This window comes from Microlunatus sp. GCM10028923 (assembly GCF_042666975.1).
Lineage (GTDB): Bacteria > Actinomycetota > Actinomycetes > Propionibacteriales > Propionibacteriaceae > Microlunatus.
The window spans coordinates 520,127-537,858 of sequence record NZ_JBHTFF010000002.1 but is presented as its reverse complement, the minus strand read 5'-3'; the positions used below and the strand labels follow the sequence as shown (position 1 = coordinate 537,858).

General features: G+C 70.4%; 20 protein-coding genes and 2 tRNA genes. 8 read left to right on the top strand and 14 right to left on the bottom strand.

Features of this window, described 5'->3' with window-relative positions; translation table 11 throughout:
* Positions 1–119: 119 nt before the first annotated feature.
* The 3 genes from ACFQU4_RS06710 (at position 120) to ACFQU4_RS06700 (ending at position 2,977) form a co-directional block, all read left to right on the top strand.
* A complete protein-coding gene (locus tag ACFQU4_RS06710; protein WP_377488458.1) occupies positions 120–1,262 on the top strand; it encodes a glycosyltransferase family 4 protein in 1,143 nt (380 codons plus the stop codon).
* Between the two features lie 58 nt (positions 1,263–1,320).
* The gene (locus ACFQU4_RS06705) at positions 1,321–1,992 is read left to right on the top strand and encodes an SDR family NAD(P)-dependent oxidoreductase (RefSeq protein ID WP_377488455.1); all 672 of its coding nucleotides are present in this window, start codon (positions 1,321–1,323) and stop codon (positions 1,990–1,992) included.
* A 133-nt stretch (positions 1,993–2,125) separates the two neighbouring features.
* A complete protein-coding gene (locus ACFQU4_RS06700) occupies positions 2,126–2,977 on the top strand; it encodes a 5'-3' exonuclease H3TH domain-containing protein (protein WP_377488452.1) in 852 nt (283 codons plus the stop codon).
* Between the two features lie 7 nt (positions 2,978–2,984).
* On the opposite strand, the gene ACFQU4_RS06695 is transcribed toward ACFQU4_RS06700, so the two are convergent.
* The gene (locus ACFQU4_RS06695) at positions 2,985–3,392 is read right to left on the bottom strand and encodes a YkvA family protein (RefSeq protein ID WP_377488802.1); all 408 of its coding nucleotides are present in this window, start codon (positions 3,390–3,392) and stop codon (positions 2,985–2,987) included.
* Between the two features lie 77 nt (positions 3,393–3,469).
* A tRNA-Ser gene (locus ACFQU4_RS06690) sits at positions 3,470–3,560 on the bottom strand.
* A 431-nt stretch (positions 3,561–3,991) separates the two neighbouring features.
* Here ACFQU4_RS06690 and ACFQU4_RS06685 point away from each other — a divergent pair.
* Entirely contained in the window at positions 3,992–5,593 is a 1,602-nt protein-coding gene (locus tag ACFQU4_RS06685; RefSeq protein WP_377488449.1) for an LCP family protein, read from the top strand.
* 9 nt (positions 5,594–5,602) lie between these two features.
* Here the strand turns inward: ACFQU4_RS06685 and ACFQU4_RS06680 are convergent, their stop codons facing one another.
* Entirely contained in the window at positions 5,603–6,070 is a 468-nt protein-coding gene (locus ACFQU4_RS06680; protein WP_377488446.1) for a YcxB family protein, read from the bottom strand.
* 29 nt (positions 6,071–6,099) lie between these two features.
* Positions 6,100–6,189: transfer RNA gene (locus ACFQU4_RS06675), tRNA-Ser, on the bottom strand.
* A gap of 78 nt (positions 6,190–6,267) precedes the next feature.
* Here ACFQU4_RS06675 and ACFQU4_RS06670 point away from each other — a divergent pair.
* On the top strand, positions 6,268–7,245 hold the full coding sequence (locus tag ACFQU4_RS06670) for an NAD(P)H-quinone oxidoreductase (RefSeq protein WP_377488443.1): 978 nt from the start codon (positions 6,268–6,270) through the stop codon (positions 7,243–7,245).
* Here ACFQU4_RS06670 and ACFQU4_RS06665 read toward each other — a convergent pair.
* Entirely contained in the window at positions 7,236–8,906 is a 1,671-nt protein-coding gene (locus ACFQU4_RS06665; RefSeq protein WP_377488440.1) for a sialidase family protein, read from the bottom strand. The genes ACFQU4_RS06670 and ACFQU4_RS06665 overlap by 10 nt on opposite strands.
* A gap of 375 nt (positions 8,907–9,281) precedes the next feature.
* Between ACFQU4_RS06665 and ACFQU4_RS06660 the strand changes: the two genes are divergently transcribed.
* The 3 genes from ACFQU4_RS06660 (at position 9,282) to ACFQU4_RS06650 (ending at position 13,090) form a co-directional block, all read left to right on the top strand.
* Entirely contained in the window at positions 9,282–9,425 is a 144-nt protein-coding gene (locus ACFQU4_RS06660) for a hypothetical protein (RefSeq protein WP_377488437.1), read from the top strand.
* A 1,474-nt stretch (positions 9,426–10,899) separates the two neighbouring features.
* The gene (locus ACFQU4_RS06655; RefSeq protein ID WP_377488434.1) at positions 10,900–11,922 is read left to right on the top strand and encodes a LacI family DNA-binding transcriptional regulator; all 1,023 of its coding nucleotides are present in this window, start codon (positions 10,900–10,902) and stop codon (positions 11,920–11,922) included.
* Between the two features lie 7 nt (positions 11,923–11,929).
* Complete coding sequence (locus ACFQU4_RS06650; RefSeq protein WP_377488431.1) at positions 11,930–13,090, top strand: Gfo/Idh/MocA family protein; 1,161 nt, start codon at positions 11,930–11,932, stop codon at positions 13,088–13,090.
* Between the two features lie 5 nt (positions 13,091–13,095).
* Here ACFQU4_RS06650 and ACFQU4_RS06645 read toward each other — a convergent pair whose 3' ends face one another.
* The 9 genes from ACFQU4_RS06645 to ACFQU4_RS06605 all read right to left on the bottom strand — a co-directional run bounded on the left by ACFQU4_RS06645 (position 13,096) and on the right by ACFQU4_RS06605 (position 17,712).
* Positions 13,096–13,440 (bottom strand): hypothetical protein, encoded by a 345-nt coding sequence (locus tag ACFQU4_RS06645; RefSeq protein WP_377488428.1) that lies wholly within the window; start codon positions 13,438–13,440, stop codon positions 13,096–13,098.
* Positions 13,433–14,086, bottom strand: a complete 654-nt coding sequence (locus ACFQU4_RS06640) for an Asp23/Gls24 family envelope stress response protein (protein ID WP_377488425.1) — start codon at positions 14,084–14,086, stop codon at positions 13,433–13,435. The genes ACFQU4_RS06645 and ACFQU4_RS06640 overlap by 8 nt, the downstream gene beginning before the upstream one ends.
* Positions 14,077–14,661 carry an RNA polymerase sigma factor gene (locus tag ACFQU4_RS06635; RefSeq protein WP_377488422.1) on the bottom strand — a complete coding sequence of 195 codons (585 nt, stop codon included), beginning with the start codon at positions 14,659–14,661 and terminating at the stop codon, positions 14,077–14,079. The genes ACFQU4_RS06640 and ACFQU4_RS06635 overlap by 10 nt, the downstream gene beginning before the upstream one ends.
* 3 nt (positions 14,662–14,664) lie before the next feature.
* Positions 14,665–15,258, bottom strand: a complete 594-nt coding sequence (locus tag ACFQU4_RS06630) for a hypothetical protein (protein ID WP_377488419.1) — start codon at positions 15,256–15,258, stop codon at positions 14,665–14,667.
* Positions 15,259–15,277: 19 nt separating this feature from the next.
* Positions 15,278–15,841: a DUF6286 domain-containing protein gene (locus tag ACFQU4_RS06625; protein ID WP_377488416.1), complete on the bottom strand. Its 564-nt coding sequence runs from the start codon at positions 15,839–15,841 to the stop codon at positions 15,278–15,280.
* Positions 15,838–16,230 carry an Asp23/Gls24 family envelope stress response protein gene (locus ACFQU4_RS06620; protein ID WP_377488413.1) on the bottom strand — a complete coding sequence of 131 codons (393 nt, stop codon included), beginning with the start codon at positions 16,228–16,230 and terminating at the stop codon, positions 15,838–15,840. Before ACFQU4_RS06620 ends, ACFQU4_RS06625 begins: the two co-directional genes overlap by 4 nt.
* Before the next feature lie 4 nt (positions 16,231–16,234).
* Entirely contained in the window at positions 16,235–16,417 is a 183-nt protein-coding gene (locus tag ACFQU4_RS06615) for a hypothetical protein (RefSeq protein ID WP_377488410.1), read from the bottom strand.
* 71 nt (positions 16,418–16,488) lie between these two features.
* A complete protein-coding gene (locus ACFQU4_RS06610) occupies positions 16,489–16,992 on the bottom strand; it encodes an Asp23/Gls24 family envelope stress response protein (RefSeq protein WP_377488407.1) in 504 nt (167 codons plus the stop codon).
* Positions 16,993–17,076: 84 nt separating this feature from the next.
* On the bottom strand, positions 17,077–17,712 hold the full coding sequence (locus ACFQU4_RS06605) for a TetR/AcrR family transcriptional regulator (RefSeq protein ID WP_377488404.1): 636 nt from the start codon (positions 17,710–17,712) through the stop codon (positions 17,077–17,079).
* Positions 17,713–17,732: the final 20 nt, after the last annotated feature.

The window sequence follows — 17,732 nt, the reverse complement described above, 5'->3', positions numbered from 1 at the left end:
CGACACACCCGCTCCACCGGCGCTCCGGAGCGGGCAGGTCGCCGAACGGACCGGCGGTCGTTTCCGACACGTCACGCGGGCGTTGCCCGGCGGTCTGCCCGGGCGGCAAGGCTCGGCACATGAGGGTCGCGCTGATCGCCGAGTCCTTCCTTCCGCAGACCAACGGTGTCGTGCATTCGGTGCTCCGGGTGCTCGAACACCTCCAGCAACGGGGCGACCAGGCCGTCGTCATCGCGCCGGCCGATCCGGCCGGCGTCCCCATGATCGTTTCCGGTGCGCCGGTGATCACCATCCCGTCCCTGCCGCTGCCGATCTATCCGGAGGTACGTGTCGCCGGCGGCCCGTTCGCTCCGGTGGTCGCACCGCTGCGTGACTTCGCCCCGGACGTGGTGCACCTCGCGTCGCCGTTCCTGCTCGGCTGGCGGGGAGTCCTGGCCGCGCAGGCGCTGGACGTACCGACGGTGGCGGTCTATCAGACCGACGTCCCCGGACTGGCCGCCCGGTCCGGCTTCCGGCACGCCGAGCGCCTGCTCTGGAAGCGAATCCGCGACATTCATACCCGCGCCACGCTGACCCTGGCACCCTCCTCGGCGTCGTTGACCGCGCTGGGTGATCATGGAATCGGCAGGCTCCGGATGTGGCGCCGCGGGGTCGACTCGAACCGGTTCCGGCCGGAGCTTCGTGATCTTGACCTGCGCAACCGGCTGGCGCCGAACGGCGAACGCCTGGTCGGTTTCGTCGGTCGGCTGGCCGCCGAGAAGCAGCTCGATGATCTTGCCGTGCTCCGTGATCTTCCCGGGGTACGGCTCGTGATCATCGGCGACGGCCCCGAGCGACGGCGGCTGGCCACCGTGCTGCCGGAGGCGACCTTCACCGGCATGCTGCACGGCGACGACCTGGCCCGCACCGTGGCCAGCCTGGACGTCCTGGTCACGCCGGGCGAATCGGAGACGTTCTGTCAGGTGGTGCAGGAGGCCATGGCCAGCGGCGTACCGGTCGTCGCCCCCGCCGCCGGCGGCCCGCTGGACCTGATCGACCACAGCCGGACCGGCTGGCTCTACCCGCCCGGCGAACTGATGATCATGCGGGACCGGGTCCGCGACCTGGTCGGCGACGACGCCAAGCGCGACGCCTTCGGCCGGGCCGCCCGGGCCAGCGTGATCGACCGCGGCTGGCGCCCGATCTGCTCCGAACTGGTCGGCTTCTACTCCGAAGCCGTCGACCTGCACGCCGCCTCCGTACGCCGAGTGGCCGGCGACTGAGCTCACTGTCAGTGGCCCCTGATAGCCAGAGGGTATGGACATCCAGGGACGCAGAGCCGTGGTCACCGGAGGTGCGATCGGTACCGGACGGGCGACGGCGATCGCGCTGGCCGAGCGCGGCGCGCAGGTCGTGGTGGCCGACGTCGACGAGGCGGGCGGACGGGAGACCGTCGAGCGCGCCGGGCCGGAACGATGCCGTTTCGTCGCCACCGACCTGACCGACGCGGAACAGACCGCCGACCTGATCGAGACCAGCCGGCCGGACCTTCTGATCAACAACGCGGGTGGCGGCGGTCACCTGCCGCCGCACTTCCCCGAGGCCTCGGCCGCGGAGTGGGAGCGGCTGCTGACGCTGAACCTGATCGGCCCGATGCGCGCCACCCAGCACGCGCTGACCGGGATGCGGGCCGAGGGCGGGGTGGTCGTCAACATCGCCTCGACCGCCGGCCTCGGACTGGGGCCGCATCCGTCGCCGGAGTACTCGGCCGCGAAGGCGGGGCTGATCAGGTTCACCGCGACGCTGGCCGATGTGGCGCCGGCCCGGGTCGCCTGCCTGGTGCCCGACTGGGTGGCGACCGAACGGGTCAGCCCGGCCGAGCGCGCCACCGACCCGCCGCCGATTCCCCTGTCCGACTTCACGGCGGCAGTCCTCCGGCTGATCGAGGACGACGCGCTGGCCGGGCGGGTCATGCTGCTCCCCCAGGGCAGTCCGCCGCGGCTCCTGTCGTGACGCGGCGCGTCGGCGCTCGGGTTGTCGGCGCGAGATCGTACGGTGAAGGTCCGATTGGATCACCGCACCGTGTCCGGTGCGACCCGCCCGTCTCGGCTCAGCGGATCATGAGCGAGAGATGGGTGCATGCCCGATGACTCCCCCACTGTTCCTGGTCGACGGCCACAATCTGCTCTGGCGCGCCTGGTACGGCTTCCCGGCCCGGATCACCAGCCGCGACAAGACCCGCGATCTGACCGGTGTGTTCGGCTTCTTCGCCCTGCTCCGGGTCGCGGTCCGCGAGCTCGACGTACCGCCCGAGATCGTGGTCGTCTTCGACGGCGAGAACGCCTGGGCCGACCGGACGGCGATCGACCAGGACTACAAGGCGCACCGGCCCACCGATCCGGAGGCGATGGCCCCGATCCGGGCGCTCGCCGACGTCGAACGCGGCCTCGATCTGCTCGGGCTGCCGAGACTCTGCCTCGACACGGCCGAGGCCGACGACCTGATCGCCTCCCTGTTGTCCGTCTGCCGGCAGGCGACCCCGCGCCGCGAGGCCTGGATCATGTCCGGCGACCGCGACTTCTACCAGCTCCTCGGCCGCCGCACCCGGATCCTCAACACGGCCCGGAAGCCCGGACACCGAGCCATCGTGGAGGCCGAACTCGAGGACCGCTACGGGGTCCGGCCCGGCCAGTGGTGCGACCGGACCAGCCTGGTCGGCGACCCGTCCGACGGCATCCGCGGCGTCCACGGCGTCGGTACGGTCACCGCGGCGAGACTGCTCGCCGGCGGCCTGACGATCGACGACCTGCCGAGCTCCGGCCGGCTGACCGGCCGGATCGGTGACCGCGTCCGGGACGCCCTCCCCGACGCGCTCCGCTGGCGCTCGATGATCCGGCTCCGCACCGACCAGCCGACCCCGGACGGTCTGATCGACCGCCGCCCCGCACCCCCGATGCCGGCCGCCGCGCTCGTCGTCGAAGGGCTCGGCCTGTGGTGAAGGCCCGCTAACTCCTCAGCCCGGCGGCCTTGCAGAGTGCGGCGAAGCCGGCGTCGGTCCCGGGCCAGGCCTCGCGCAGCGGTCCGAGCCCGACCCGGCGGACGACGGACCGCAGGACGGCGACGACGATGATCACGTCGTCGGCGTACCCGAGGACGGGAATGAAGTCCGGGACCAGGTCGATCGGGAACGCGAGGTACGCCATCAACAGGCCGAGCCGGACCCGGATCCCGGTGGGCTGATCCGGATCGGTCGCGAGCCGTTTCAGCAACCTGATCAGGTCGGGCAGGATCCGCAGACCCTCCCGGACCACGGTGCGATCGGGCTTCATGACGAACAGGACGAGGATCAGCAGCAGCCAGACCGCGAGCAGCGCGACGGCGATCCCGATCAGCAGCTCGGCCCACCACGGCATCGTCGTCACCGAGCCTTCATGGGCGCCGGGCGACTCCCCAAGATGTTGGAGTCGCCCGGCCAACCCTCTTCACAGGGCGGAGGCGGCGGGATTTGAACCCGCGAGAGGGGATGAACCCTCAACCCGCTTAGCAGGCGGGCGCCATAGACCGGACTAGGCGACGCCTCCTGACTCGGCACCGCCGAGACCGCCCAAGAGTACCGATGGGGAACCTCACGAAGCAAAGTGTCGTTGGACAGGTGCCGTGTCGCCCGGGAGTTGCGGTCTGTGGGACGTGACGGAGGGTGCGGCCACAGTGCTGTTCCGACCGCCTAGGCTGGTCGGGTCTCGGAGTCGTTGAGTGAGGGTTTTGGGGGTCAGGTTCGGTGGTGGATGAGCAGGATCAGTGGCATTGGGACCTGCCCGCGTCATCCCGCCCGGCCGGGCCACCGCGGAATCGGCAAGGCCAGTCGCGGCCCCGCTCCGGCAGCCGCACCCCGCCGCCCCGCTCCGGCCAATACCCCCGTTCCGGCCAGTCGCCTCGCTCCGGTCAGTCGCCTCGCCCCGGTCAGTCCCCGCGAAGCCGTACGGCAGCACGCAACCGGCGCAACCGCCGCACCATGGACACCCCGGACTTCCGGCGGACCGTCCTGTTCACCATCCTCGGCGCGATCATCCCGGGCGCCGGCCTGATCGCAGCCGGCCGGAAGAAGGCGGGCTTCACCGTCTTCGGCGTGTTCGTGATGGGCCTGGTCACCCTGTGCCTGTGGGCCGTCGTCGATCCGAAGGGCCTGGCCAGCATCGCCGTCACGCCGGAGGCGCTCAACATCGTCTCCGTGATCGCGGTCGTGATCGGCCTCGCCTGGGTCGTGGTCGTGATCGCCTCACACCTCGCGCTGCGCAATCTGCCGAGCCAGCCGCAGCGGGTGCTCGGCGGGCTGCTGGTCGGCGTACTCGCGTTCGCGGTCGCGGCCCCGATGGCGGTCGCGGCCCGGTACAGCTACGACCAGGCCGATCTGGTCGCGAACGTCTTCAAGCGCCAGGAGGACAACAAGAGCGCGACCCGGCCGAGCTTCGACCCGAAGGGCGGGCAGAACGACCCGTGGAAGGACAAGAAGCGGCTGAACGTCCTGCTGCTCGGCGGTGACGGGAGTTCGAAGCGGCAGGGCATCCGGACCGACACGGTGATGGTCGCCAGCATCGACACCCATACCGGCAACACGACCTTGATCAGCTTGCCGCGGTGCACGGCCAACATGCCGTTCCCGGAGGACTCGCCGCTGCACGAGTACTACCCGGACGGCTTCACCAACGGCGACCCGAACGATCTTGAGTACTGCCTGACGGCGATGTACGAGAACGTACCGTCGAATGTGCCGGAGGACGTCCTCGGCGAGACCGACAACCTGAACGCCGATGTCGTGAAGATCTCGGTCGGCGAGGCGATCGGACTCAAGATCGACTACTACGTGCTGGTCAACCTCAAGGGATTCGAGCAGTTGATCGATGCCCTCGGCGGGCTGACCCTGAACGTCAACTTCTACATCCCCAAGGGCGGCGACAAGGATGCCGGCATCCCGCCGAAGGAGTTCCTCACCCCGGGTCCGAGCCAGCACCTCGACGGCAAGGATTCCCTCTGGTACGCCCGCGGCCGGTTCGGGTACGACGACTTCAGCCGGATGGACCGGCAGCGCTGCGTGATCAACGCGATCGTCAAACAGGCCAACCCGGGCACCCTGCTGACCCGCTACGAGGACATCGCCAAGGCCGGCAAGGAGATCGTCCAGACCGACGTGCCGCAGGAGATGCTGCCGGCGATGGTCGAGCTGGCCAGCCGGGCGCAGAAGGGCAACCTCCGCAGCCTGGTCTTCAAGCACGGCAAGAACGGCTTCCTGGTCTACCGGCCCGACTTCGAACTGATGCGCGAGCAGGTACGGAAGTCGATCGGCGAGACCGAGAAGGAGAAGCCGAAGCCCAAGCCGAGTGACCCGCAGCCGGGCGATCCCGAGTCCAGCAAGGAACCCGAGGATCCGGAGACCACCAAGGAACCGGACGATCCCGAGACCCAGCAGACCGATCCGCCGCAGCAGTCCGAGGAGCCGGCCGATCCGGAGTCGGACAAGCCGAGCAGCAAGTCGACCGAAGCCAGTGAGGACGCCGGCGACTCCTGCGGGTTCCGGCCGGACATCGCGGCGACCGCGAAGCCGAAGTACGACGGCTGACCGCGGCGGTCAGCTGCCGTAGCCGCGGTTGGCGTCCAGCCGATCCCGGATCGCCGTCATCAGCGCGATCACGGTCTTGTCCTCGCCGTCGCGCGGGTTGACGAACTCGGTGCCGCCGGAGTTCGCGACGACGACGAAGTGGTGCCGGGTCGCCTTCACGGCGGTGATGTCGGCCCACGGGATCCGTTGCCGGTGACCGATCCGGCGCACCTCGAGCCCGTCCCGGTCCATGATCACCGTCGTGGACAGCCGGAGCACCATGATCAACGCGACCAGGGCCAGCGCGACGCCCAGCACGAGCACGATCACGCCGATCACGAAGACCACCTGCAGCGTGCTGACCGTACCGGCGACGATCAGGCCGGTCCCGACGACGGCGGCTCCGGCCGCGATGGCGTACGCCCTGATCGGTGGCCTCGGGGCCAGCAGGTGCATCTCGGTTCTTGGGCTGGCGGCCCGCGCATCCTGCTCACCCATGGGGCTAACCCTAGGCCACCACTCGAGTCTGGCGGCGAGGGTGGGATTCGAACCCACGGAACGGTTTCCCGCTCGGGCGCTTTCAAGGCGCCTGCACTAGTCCACTATGCGACCTCGCCCGGCCGCCGAGCTGCGCCCGGCGGACCATCGTCGATCCTAATGGTCGGGACAACCGTCGTGTGTGACAGCCTGACCTCATGCAGGCGATCGAGGTGACGGAGCCGGGCGGGCCGGAGGTGCTGCGGCCGACCGAGATGGAACGACCGGCGCCGGTTGCGGGCGAGGTCCTGATCAAGACCGCCGCGATCGGGGTGAACCGGGCCGACCTGCTGCAGCGTCAGGGCCACTACCCGCCGCCGCCCGGGGCGAGCCCGCTGATCGGGCTGGAGTGCTCCGGGACCATCGCCGCCCTCGGTCCCGACGTGGACGGCTGGGCGGTCGGCGACGCCTGTGTGGCGCTGCTGGCCGGCGGCGCCTATGCGGAGTACGTGGTCGCGCCGGCCGGCCAGGTCGTCCGGCCGCCGGAGAGCGTCGACCTGATCACCGCGGGCGGCCTGATCGAGGTGGCCGCGACCGTCCTCGCCAATCTCGACCTGGTCGGGCTGCGGGCCGGCGAACGCTTCCTGGTGCACGGCGGCGCGGGCGGGATCGGGTCCTTCGCGATCCAGTACGCGAAGGCGCTCGGGGCCGAGGTGACCGCCACGGCCGGCTCGCCGGACAAGCTCGACTACTGCCGCTCGATCGGAGCCGATCACGCGCTGTCGTACCGCGACGACTGGCCGGCCGCGACCGAGTCGATCACCGGCGGCGCCGGCCTGGACGTGATCTTGGACAACATGGGCGGCAGCTATCTCGATGATCATGTACGGCTGCTCGCCACCGCCGGCCGGCTGGTGGTGATCGGACTCCAGGGCGGCCGCAAGGGAACCCTCGACCTCGGCCGGCTGCTCACCAAGCGCGGTCAGGTGCACGCCACCTCGCTGCGTCCCCGCCCGGTCGAGGAGAAGACCGCGATCTGTGCCCGGGTCGCCGAGCGGGTCTGGCCGATGATCACCGACGGCCGGATCCGCCCCGCCCCGCAGACCACCTTCCCGCTGGCCGAGGCCGCCGCCGCTCACCGCCTGCTGGAGTCCGGCGACAACCTCGGCAAGGTCCTGCTGCTCCCTCAGGAATAGTCCGCGACGGTGCTGAACACCGCGGTCAGGGTGCGCCGGCTGACGTCGTACCCGAGGGTGAGGAAGCGTCCGGGCGACACCTCGACGCTGCTCGGGTTGGCCTGATCACCCCGGGTGGTGTCGTAGAGCCGGATCTCGCCGATGCCGTCCCAGGACCCGGCCGGGTTCGTGATCAACTGGCCGTACGTCGGGCGCGTGGACGGCGTGATCGCGCCCCAGGTCAGCAGGATCGCGCCGGTCGAGGTGACCAGCTGATGGTGCGACGAGGCGTTGATGTCGGTGACCGCCGGCGCCGACCAGGTCTGGCCGCCGTTGCTGGAGCGGCTGAGCCGGGCCGGGATCCCGGCTCCGGAGGACGAGGCCATCCTGATCAAGCAGGCCAGCGAGCCGTCCGGCAGCACCGACAGGTTGGGCTCCTGGTAGTTCACGTCGCCGCCGGACCCGACGGTGACCTCGTTCGCCCGGTTGAACGTCCGCCCGCCATCCGTACTGCGGACCACGGTCGCCCTTGACGTGGCGTCGCCGGGAACCTTTCCGTACAAGGGAATCAGGACGTCGCCGTTGGGCAGCTGAACGGCCGCACCGTGGCTCGCGTTCCAGCCGCCCGAGACGTCCGGGTCCATCGCCGAATCGACCTCGGCCGGTTCGCTCCAGGTCGCCCCGCTGTCCGCCGACCTGATCACGTGGGTGCCGTGCTGCTTGCTGGCACCACCGGCCAGCCATTCGGTCACGAAGAAGCTGACCAGCAACGTACCGTCGGAGAGCCTGCTGATCTTGGGATCCCGGGCGTCGTAGTGCTGAGTCCCGAACATCCCGTCCTCGATCACCCGCGGGGTGCTCCAGTTGACGCCGCCATCCGACGACGTGACGAACTTGATGTCCTCGTTCGCGTTCGTGTGCGCCGCCCCGCTGTCGTACACGACGGCCAGCGTGCCGTTCTGCAGCTTGGTGACGTCCGGGAATCTGATCTGGGTGCCGGTCGGATCGAGCGCGACCACCGTCGAATACATGATCAGATTGTCCAGCTGGGCCGCGCTCCCGGTCGGCGCCGTGCCGGCCGAGACGAACTCGATGCCGGTGATCGGCGAGCCGGCCGAAGCCTTGACCGTCGTCGAGTGGCGGTTGCCGTTCAGCGACACCGCGGCATGATCAGCCGTCGCGTCGACACTGATTCTGCGGTACGTGTTCCGCATGCCGATCGGCTCCGTCGCCAGCGTGCGCCACGCCGTGCCGTCGTAGACCGACAGCACGGTCGACGTGTCGTTCGCCGTGATCATGAACCGGAACACACCGAGCCCCGCGTTGTCCCCGCTGCCCCGGATCGCGAACACGCTCGCGGTCTGCCAGGCGGTCACCGCAAGATCGAACTCGTAATGCCGCGAATTGACCGCAGGTGCCGGGAAGTACGCCTTGGTCTGCAGGCTCGCCGAGTTGTCGGTCAGCTGCACCGCGCGCCCCGTACCGCCGAGCTTGGTCACCACCGCGACGGAACCCTGGACGGTCGCCCCCGCCGGCGGCTGCCCCAGCGGCTCGGCGTCGAAGGTCCGCGGCGCCGCCGTCTCCGCCGCCATGGCCGGCCCCGCCGTGATCACCGCCTGGGCCAGCACCAACGCGGCCACCGCCGCGATCCCGATCCCGAACCGACGCCTGAATCCGTACATGATCGCCTCCCCGCCACCGCTCCGATGATCAAGCCTCATCTGGAACTCAGTTCCATGTCAACAGATCCGGTGGGAAGTGGACCCGAGGTCCGCACGGCGGGTAGCTCTGCCGCCGTCCGCCCTATGCCTGCAACGGCCGACCCGACCCCGTCGGCCGGCGAACTCTGTGTACGCCGGAGCGTGACCTCACCATCAACCCAGCGAGCCGTGCCCGGCCGCCTCGATCATCGCCAGCCGCATGGGAACGGGCGCCGGCCGGGGCGAATCGATGCACGATCCACCCGCTCCAGCGGGACCAGCGTGCGGGACACCCACACCGCGCCGGCTGGCGGGCCGGGTCGCCGCTTGCGGTGTCGAGCCGACACAACCGAATGAATGATCGCAATCGCGGCCGGCAACGTGTTGATCGCGCTGCCGCCAGCCAGGAAGGAGGCCGTGCGGCCGGGCAACACCGCGACATCGTCCAGCGGCGACTCCGGCGCCCGCGGGCGCCGAGCTCCGATCCCCACGGACTTCTGATCTTCTACACGCGACCGGGCCCGCATGCCGGGGGTCGCAGCACGGCCGGGGCTGCAGAACCGGCAGCCGGGCGACACCGCCCACAACACTCCGCACCCACATCCCCGACCGGCACTCGGCACTCCATCCGTCCCACCACTCCACACCCGTACCCCGCCCGGCACTCCATCCGGCCCAACCACTCCACACCCGCATCCCGCCCGCCACTCCATCCGGCCCAACCACTCCACACCCGCATCCCGCCCGCCACTCCATCCGGCCCACCACTCCACACCCGCATCCCGCCCGGCACTCCATCCGGCCCACGACTCCACACCCGCATCCCGCCCGGCACTCCAGGCTCCACATCCCCGGACACCCGCGGCCCGGCACGCCGACCAACGCTCCGCATCCCGCGTCCGCCGGGCACTCCACGCTCCCCTATCCCGCCCGGCCTCGGGCGCGAAGAAGATTGCAGGGTTGTCGACATTCCCACTTCGGGTCCGGTGAAGGTCGCGGGTTGTCGACAACGTCGCGGCCGCGCGGGAGCTGGGCTCCATCACCCCGCCATCGACCGAGCACCTCAGCAGCGACTCCAGGCTTCAGATCCCCCGGACACCCCGCGCCCCGCATCCCGACCAAACGCTCCGCATCCCGCCGGGCACTTCACGCTCCCCTATCCCGCCCGACCTCGGGTCCGGTGAAGATTGCAAGGTTGTCGACATTCCCACTTCGAGTCCGGTGAAGGTCGCAGGGTTGTCGACAACGTCACGGACACGCCGGAGCTGGGCTCCATCACCCCGCCATCGACCGAGCACCTCAGCAGCGACTCCAGGCTTCAGATCCCCCGGACACCCCGCGCCCCGCATCCCGACCAACACTCCGCATCCCGCATCCCGCCGGGCACTCCACGCTCCCCTATCCCGCCCGGCCTCGGGTCAGGTGACGATTGCAGTGTTGTCGACATTCCCACCTCAAGTCCGGTGAAGCTCGTGGGGTTGTCGACATTCCCACTTCGAGTCCGGTGAAGGTCGCGGGGTTGTCGACAACGTCACGGCCGCCGCAGAAGCCGGGGCCCCATGACCCCGCCAACGACCGGCCACTTCAGCAGCGACTCCGGGCTTCACATCATCCGCCCCGCACCCGCACCCGCACCCCGACCAACGCTCCGCATCCCGCATCCCGCCGGGCACTCCACGCTCCCCATCCCGCCCGGCACTTCAAGGCCTCACACCCCGGCCACCCCGCACCCCGCACCCCGCACCCCGCACCCCGCACCCCGCACCCCGCACCCCGCACCCCGCACCCCGCACCCCGCACCCACATCGTGAGACATCACTCCAGCCGCGACACGCCGCAGAAAACGCTGCTTTTGTGACCGGTCGGCGGAGGGGGATGGCGTTAATCGTTTAACATCTTGGGGAGGACGCTGCCTCCGGTCGAGTCGCCGGTGACAGAATGACCGCCGGACGAGCATAGGACCAGGGAGCCGAGGATGGACGCGAAGGCGCGGCGCACGGGGCGGGCGACTCTGCGCACGGTTGCCGAGGAGGCCGGAGTCTCCACGGCGACGGTTTCGTACGTCGTGTCCGGCCGGGCCGGGCGATCGGCCGGCGTGTCCGAGGAGACGGCGCGGCGGGTCCGGGCGGCGGCGGAGCGGCTCGGCTACCGGCCCAATCCGGCCGCGCGTTCGATGCGGACCGGCAAGACCGGCGTGGTCCTGCTCTCGCTGACCATGCTGTCCGACCCCTGGTCGCAGGCGGTCGCGGAGGCGGTCAACCGAGCCCTGCTGCCGCACGGGTTCACCACGTTGATCATGGCCGACGACGACTGGCAGCCGGTGCTGCAGCGCCAGCCCTGTGACGCCGCGTTCCTGGACTTCGTGCCCGCCTCACCCGACGCCAGGCAACGGCTGGCCGACCTGGCGGCCGCGGGTCACCGGCTGGTGATCTTCGACGAGCGGCTGGAACCGAACGACTTCGACGTGATCAGATCGGCCGACATGCCGGCCAGCCGGATGGTCGTCGATCATCTGACCCGGGAGCACACCAAGATCGGCTGCCTGACGGCGACGACCCGCCGGACCAAGACGAATCGCTTCCACGCCTACACGGCCGGGCTCGCGGCGGCGGGGATCGACGTACGCAAGGACTATGTCGAGGTCTATCCGCGAGACGCTGCCGGCGCCTACGCCGCGGCGATGCGGCTGCTCACGCTGCCGGACCGGCCGACCGCGATCTTCGCGACCACCGACTTCGCGGCGATCAGTGCGATCCACGCCGCGCAACGGTTGCGGCTCCGGGTTCCCGAGGATGTCGCGGTGGCCGGGGTCGGCAACACCCGGGAGAGCGAGCAGATGGATCCGGCGTTGACCACGGTCGGCCCGACCGACTTCTTCGACCAGCTGGCCGAGATCATCCGGGCCCGCGCGGTCGGCGAGGACGACTCGCCGGGTCGGCTGCACGAGTTTCCCTGGACGCTGTTCGTCCGGGATTCCACCCAACCACGAGGGGAGTAGGACCAGCATGGCTCTCAAGATCGGTGTCGTCGGGTTCGGTCAGCGGGCGGGGCTGTGGAAGCACGCCCAGCGGACCGAGGGGGTCGAGGTCACCGTCGTCTGCGACACCAGCGAACGCGGCCGCCGGGACGCGGCCGCCGCACTGCCCGACGCCGTGGTCACCGATGATCTTGGTCGCCTGCTCGAGTCCGGCATCGACGCGCTGCTGGTGACCACTCCTGATCATGCCCACCGTTCGGTGGCGGTGCCGGCGCTCGAGGCCGGCATCGCAGTGTTCTGCGAGAAGCCGATGGCGACGACGCTGGACGACTGCGACGCGATCCTGCGCGCCGGGTACGAGAACAAGACCCGGCTCTACCTCGGGCACAACATGCGGCACATGCCGGTGATCACCCAGCTCCGGGACCTGATCACGGAGGGCCGGATCGGCGAGGTCAAGGCGGTCTGGTGCCGGCACTTCGTCAGCCACGGCGGCGACTACTACTTCAAGGACTGGCACGCCGACCGGCGCTACTCGACCGGGCTGCTGTTGCAGAAGGGCGCTCATGATCTTGACGTGATCCACTGGCTGGCCGGCGGCTACAGCACGGCCGTCTCGGCCATGGGCTCGCTGTCCGTCTACGGCGACATCACCGACCGCCGGGACCGTACCGGCGAGCGGATGGGCGAGTGGTTCAGCCTGGACAACTGGCCGCCGGCGTCGCTGACCGGGCTCAATCCGGTGGTCGACGTCGAGGACATCTCGATGATGCAGATGCGGTTGGACAACGGCGTGCTCGCCTCGTACGAGCAGTGCCACTTCACGCCCGACTACTGGCGCAATTACACGGTGATCGGCACCGAGGGCCGGGTGGAGAACTTCGGCGACGGCCCGGGTGATCAGATCGGCCTGTGGAACCGGCGGCACATGGGCTCGGCCGAGCCGGACGAGTCCATGATCATCGGCGGCGGCAGCGGCGGCCACGGCGGTGCGGACCCGGTGATGATCGCGGAGTTCCTCCGGTTCGTCACCGACGGAGGCGAGACCCGTACCTCACCGATCGCGGCCCGTCAGGCCGTCGCCGCCGCGCTGCTCGCCACCGAGTCGATCCGCGGCGACAACTCCTGCCTGCCGATTCCCGAGCTCGACCCGGACCTGGTCCGCTACTACGAGGACAACCAGGCCTGATCCCGCTAGCTCAGGCCGAGCACGGCGACGGTGACGTTGCCGGGCTGGTGTCCGAGCCGGGTCAGGCAGGATCTCAGCGCGGCCCGGACGTCCTGCGCGACCTGGTAGGCGGTGCGTGGGTCGGTCACGGAGATCTCGACCGCGACATCGGTACGGTCGGCGATCTTGATCATCGGCAGTCCGTCGCCGACGCCGCGGCCGAGGTTGCGCAGCGCCTGCCGCAGGTCCGGTTCGATCCGGGACACGCCCGGTACGGCGAGCACGGCCTCGGCCGCCGCGCGGGAGAGTTCCGCCCGGCTGGCCGGAGCCTGACCGGCGGCTCCGGGATCGGTGGGGTCGAGGTCAGGCATCGTAGACGTCTTCCACGGTGATGTTGATCATGGACACGACCAGGCCGGTGCGCCGGGTGAGTTCCTCGACGATTGCGGTACGGACCCGGGCGACGGCCTCCGGAATGACGGTACGGGAACTGACCGCGATCCGGAGCGACACCGCAACCCGCGCCGGCCGGTCGCTCGGCCCGGTCTCCTCCGCCCGCTCCGGCTCCGCCCCGTCCGTCCCTTCCGAGTCTTCGGCCAGATCGAGGTCGACCGCGCAGCGCCGCGAGTGCACGCCGGGCACACCGTCGGCGGCGGCCCGGATCCGCTCGGCCAGCGCCCGCTCGCTGACGGTCAGCTGATCGGCCTCCGCGGAATCCCGATCGTCCGGCTGGATCAGCGGCAGCAGCCGGCTCCGCCGGACCTCGGTCCGGGCGATGTCGAGGATCGAGGCCTTCAGGTTCGGGCTGACGTCCATGGCAGGGTCGTTCGCCTCGTGGTCGGTGAGTTCTCGGGTCGCCCGGTGCAGCCGGGCCAGTCGCTCCCGCGCTTCGCCGCAGTACGGGCACGACTCTTCATGATCATCGGGTGGGCCGGCGATCCGCTGCCAGACCTCGTCCAGCGAGCGTCCACAGGCGAGCTTCTCGGCCAGGTCGCGACCACGGTCCGTCAGCGCCATGACGCCATCCTCTCCGCCAGCTGCTGCCGCGCCCGGGCTATCCGACCACGGACGGTGCTGACCGGCTGGTTGATCACCTCGGAGATCTCGCCGTAACTGAGACCGTCGATCTCCTTGAGGATCCAGCAGACCCGGGTCTGCGCCGGAAGCTCGCCCACGGCCTGCTGCAACTGCCTCCAGTGTTCCTGGTGCTCGACCAACTCGGCCGGGTCCCGGCCGGACCCGGCGCCCCCGGACTGGCGCTCCTCGTCCAGCGGGGCGGTCTCCCGGCGACGACGGAGCGCGTCCAGACTGCGGAACGTGATCAGGCGGTACAGCCAGGTCCGCACCGCTCCCGGTTGCTCCAGCGTGGGCAGCTTCCGCCAGGCCGCGATGAGCGAATCCTGGAGTACGTCCTCGGCGAGCTCACGGTCCCTCAGGATCCGTACCGCGAGCCGGAACAGCGGTCGCTGATAGCGGTCGATCAAGGACTCGAAGGCCGCCAGGTCGCCGTCCTGAGCCCGGACCACGATCGTCGTCTCGTCCAGGCCGGCCAGCCGGTCCTCCGTGGCGGCCTGCTCCAGTTCCTCGATCAACGGTCACATCCTGATCTCGGCTACGCCGCCGCGGACCCGATCGATCTCCACCTGGATCGCCAGCCGGGTCACGGTCGCGTCCAAAGCCAGTTCGAGGTCCGCCACCGCCTTGGTCCGGACCCGCTCCAGGAGTTCGGCAAGATCGGCCCGTTCGTCGGCCGTGATCTTGATCGTGAGTTCGGGATGCCGGACCGAGCCGCGCAGCCGTACGGTAGCGGCGGCGACGCCGCGGAACGACTCCAGCTGGCCCCGCACCGCGTCGCCGATCACGGCCGGGTCGACCGTGGTGATCCCGTCCGCGGGGTCGTCGTGCAGCCGGAACGGCTTGACCGATCCCGATCGCGGCACCTGCCGGACCAACCACGCGATCCCGGCCAGCATGATCAACAAACCGACGCCGATCATGATCAGCACGACGGACTGATCACCGACGGGCCCCGGCAGGACCGTCGAGTCGACCGCCGGAAACTCAACCGGCGCAGGAATCCAGCGGATCCAGCCAGTGGCGATCGCCACCCCGATCGCACCGGAGGCGACCAAGATCAACCCGAGTACGCAGAGCCAGAACCGGTTCACGCCGGTAGCTCGATTGCTCATTCGATCCTCCCGCCCGAGTTCAGTTCGACCTGGTGGTGACGGACGCGGAGACCCGCGGCACCGGGGTGACCCCGGTCCGGGTCAACGCCTGCCGGACGGCGTCGGTGACGGCCGCCCGCAGCTCCGCACGGTGTTCGGTCGCGGTCCCGATCGTCAGTCGGACCGACCTGGCGTCGGCCCGAGCCCGTACCGCATCGACGCCGTCGACCAGCTCGGCCCGCGCCGCGGCCAGCCGGGCGATGCCACGGCGGGAGATCACGACTTCCAGCTCCGGACCGCCGGACTGCTCCGGGACGGAGAGCCGCGCGGCGTTCAGCCGGCCGGGCTTCACGGCGGCGATGATCATGATCAGCCCGACCAGCACGACCCCGGCGCTGATCGCCAGCCAGACCGTCGAACCCCAGCGCGTCGCCGTCAGGAAGCCGAGCACGGAGCCCGCCGGTTCGGGCCAGGCGCCCGTCGCCAGCCGGAGGGCCCCGCTGACCAGCACCAGGCCGCCCACAGCGGCCAGGACCAGCGCCGTCAGGCCGGCCGGAACACTGCGCCGGGGCCGGTGGCGCAGCCGCGGTGATTTCGCGGTCATCGCAGTCCCTCCCGCTCCGAACGGTCGGCCAGGCCGACGGCGACGATGGTCAGATCGATCCGGTGTACGGCGACGCCGGTCAGCGTCCGGACCCGGTCGGCGACGTGCGCCCGGACCTGACCGGCCGCCGCCCGGAGCGACACTGGATAGTCCAGCGCCAGTTCGATCGCCAACTCGACCGAGTCGCTGAAGAGGTTGGCCGTCACCTTGGGCCGCGCACCTTGTTCGGCCCGGCCGCCGAGGCCGAGCAGTCCGCCGGAGCGGCCACCGGCCGCGGAGATCTCTGACGCCGCCTGCGCGGCGATCCGCTGCACCACCCGTTGCGGGATGGTCAGCCGGCCGCGGGTCCGCGGGTCGTCGACCGGCGGGACGGCCACTGTGCTCGCCACGCCACTACCGGCGTTCGGTCGCGCGGCCGAGCAGCGCGGGCAGGTCGATCCGACCGTCCAGCACCAGCCCGACGACGAGGCCGAGCCCGCCGAACACCGCGACGATCAGGAACGCCCCGAAGCCGCCGAACGCCGCCGTCACCCCCAACACCAGGCCGACGAACAACGCGATCGTGGTTCGGGACATGTCCGGTCTCCCTTCGATTGGTCCGGCCCGGGAGGTCCCCGTAGTGACTTCCCGGGCCGAGTACTGGTCGATCAGGCGAGCTCGTCGTCGCCGGACCCCTTCGCAGGCTCCGCATCGTCCTCGGGCAGGTGCACATCGGTGACGTCGACGTCGACCGAGACCACCTTGAGGCCGGTTCCGGTCTCGACCGCGCGAATCACGTTCTCCCGGATCTCCTGGCTCACCTCGACGATCTGCGCGCCGTACTCGACGACGATCGACACGTCGATGGCGGTCTCCCGCTCACCCTTCTGGACCGCGACTCCGCCGGTCACGTTCGGCTGGCCACCCGGGATCCGCTGGGTGAGGTTGTTCAGCGTGCGCCGCGCGATGTTGCCCATCGCGTAGACGCCGGGCACCTCGCGGGCGGCGATCCCGGCGATCTTCTGGACCACGGCCTCCGCAATGGTCGTGTCACCGAACTCCGTGTGCAGCTCGTCGAGTTGCTTCGGTTCGGTCTCGGCCCGGGCAACGGCACCGTCCGCCTGGCGCCGCTCCTCGCCGGTGGCCGGCAGGTTCTTCGTTGTCTCGCTCATCTGCACCGTTTCCTCTCGGGCGACCGGACACCTTCGGAATCATTGTGTCCGTACACCTGGACAGACGTCGCGCGACACGGATCGTCACGGAGAAGTTCCGGACTTCTCGGATTCGTTCCGCAACAGCCGGCGGATCGCGTCGTACTGGGCCCGGGCGACGGTGCCCAACTCAGTCGAGCCGGGGTCGGCCTCGGTCAGGCTCCACTCGTCCATCGCCCGGAGCACGGCGAAGACCAGCCGACGCTGCAGGGCCGGCGGCAGGTCGTCGCGGACCTCGCCGGACTCGCGGCCGACCCGGAGCACCTCGCCGATCCAGCCCTCGATCCCGGTCCAGGTCGTCCCGGCCGCCTCGCCCGGCCCCGGCCCCGGCCCGTAGATCATCCGGCCCAGCGCGGTCGAGCCCTCGTCCTCCGCCGCGGCCGCGAGCAGCCGGTCGAACAACGCCTCCAGCTCCGGCCAGAACGCCGGTCCCGCCAGGTCCTCGGGTCGCGGGATCCGGATCCGTCCGGCCAGGTCGGCGGACAGCTCCCGGATCACGAGGTCGTACAGCTCACGCTTGCCGGGCACCACGTAATAGAACGAGCTCTTGCTCAGTCCGCAGCGGCGGATGATCGCGTTCAGCGAGGCGCCCTGGTAGCCGGCCGAGGCGAATTCGGCGGCCGCGACCCGGATCAGTCCGCGTTGCCGCTCCGGCGTCATCCGGTCCCACGCGTCCGTCATGGGCGCAGCGTAGCGCTCCC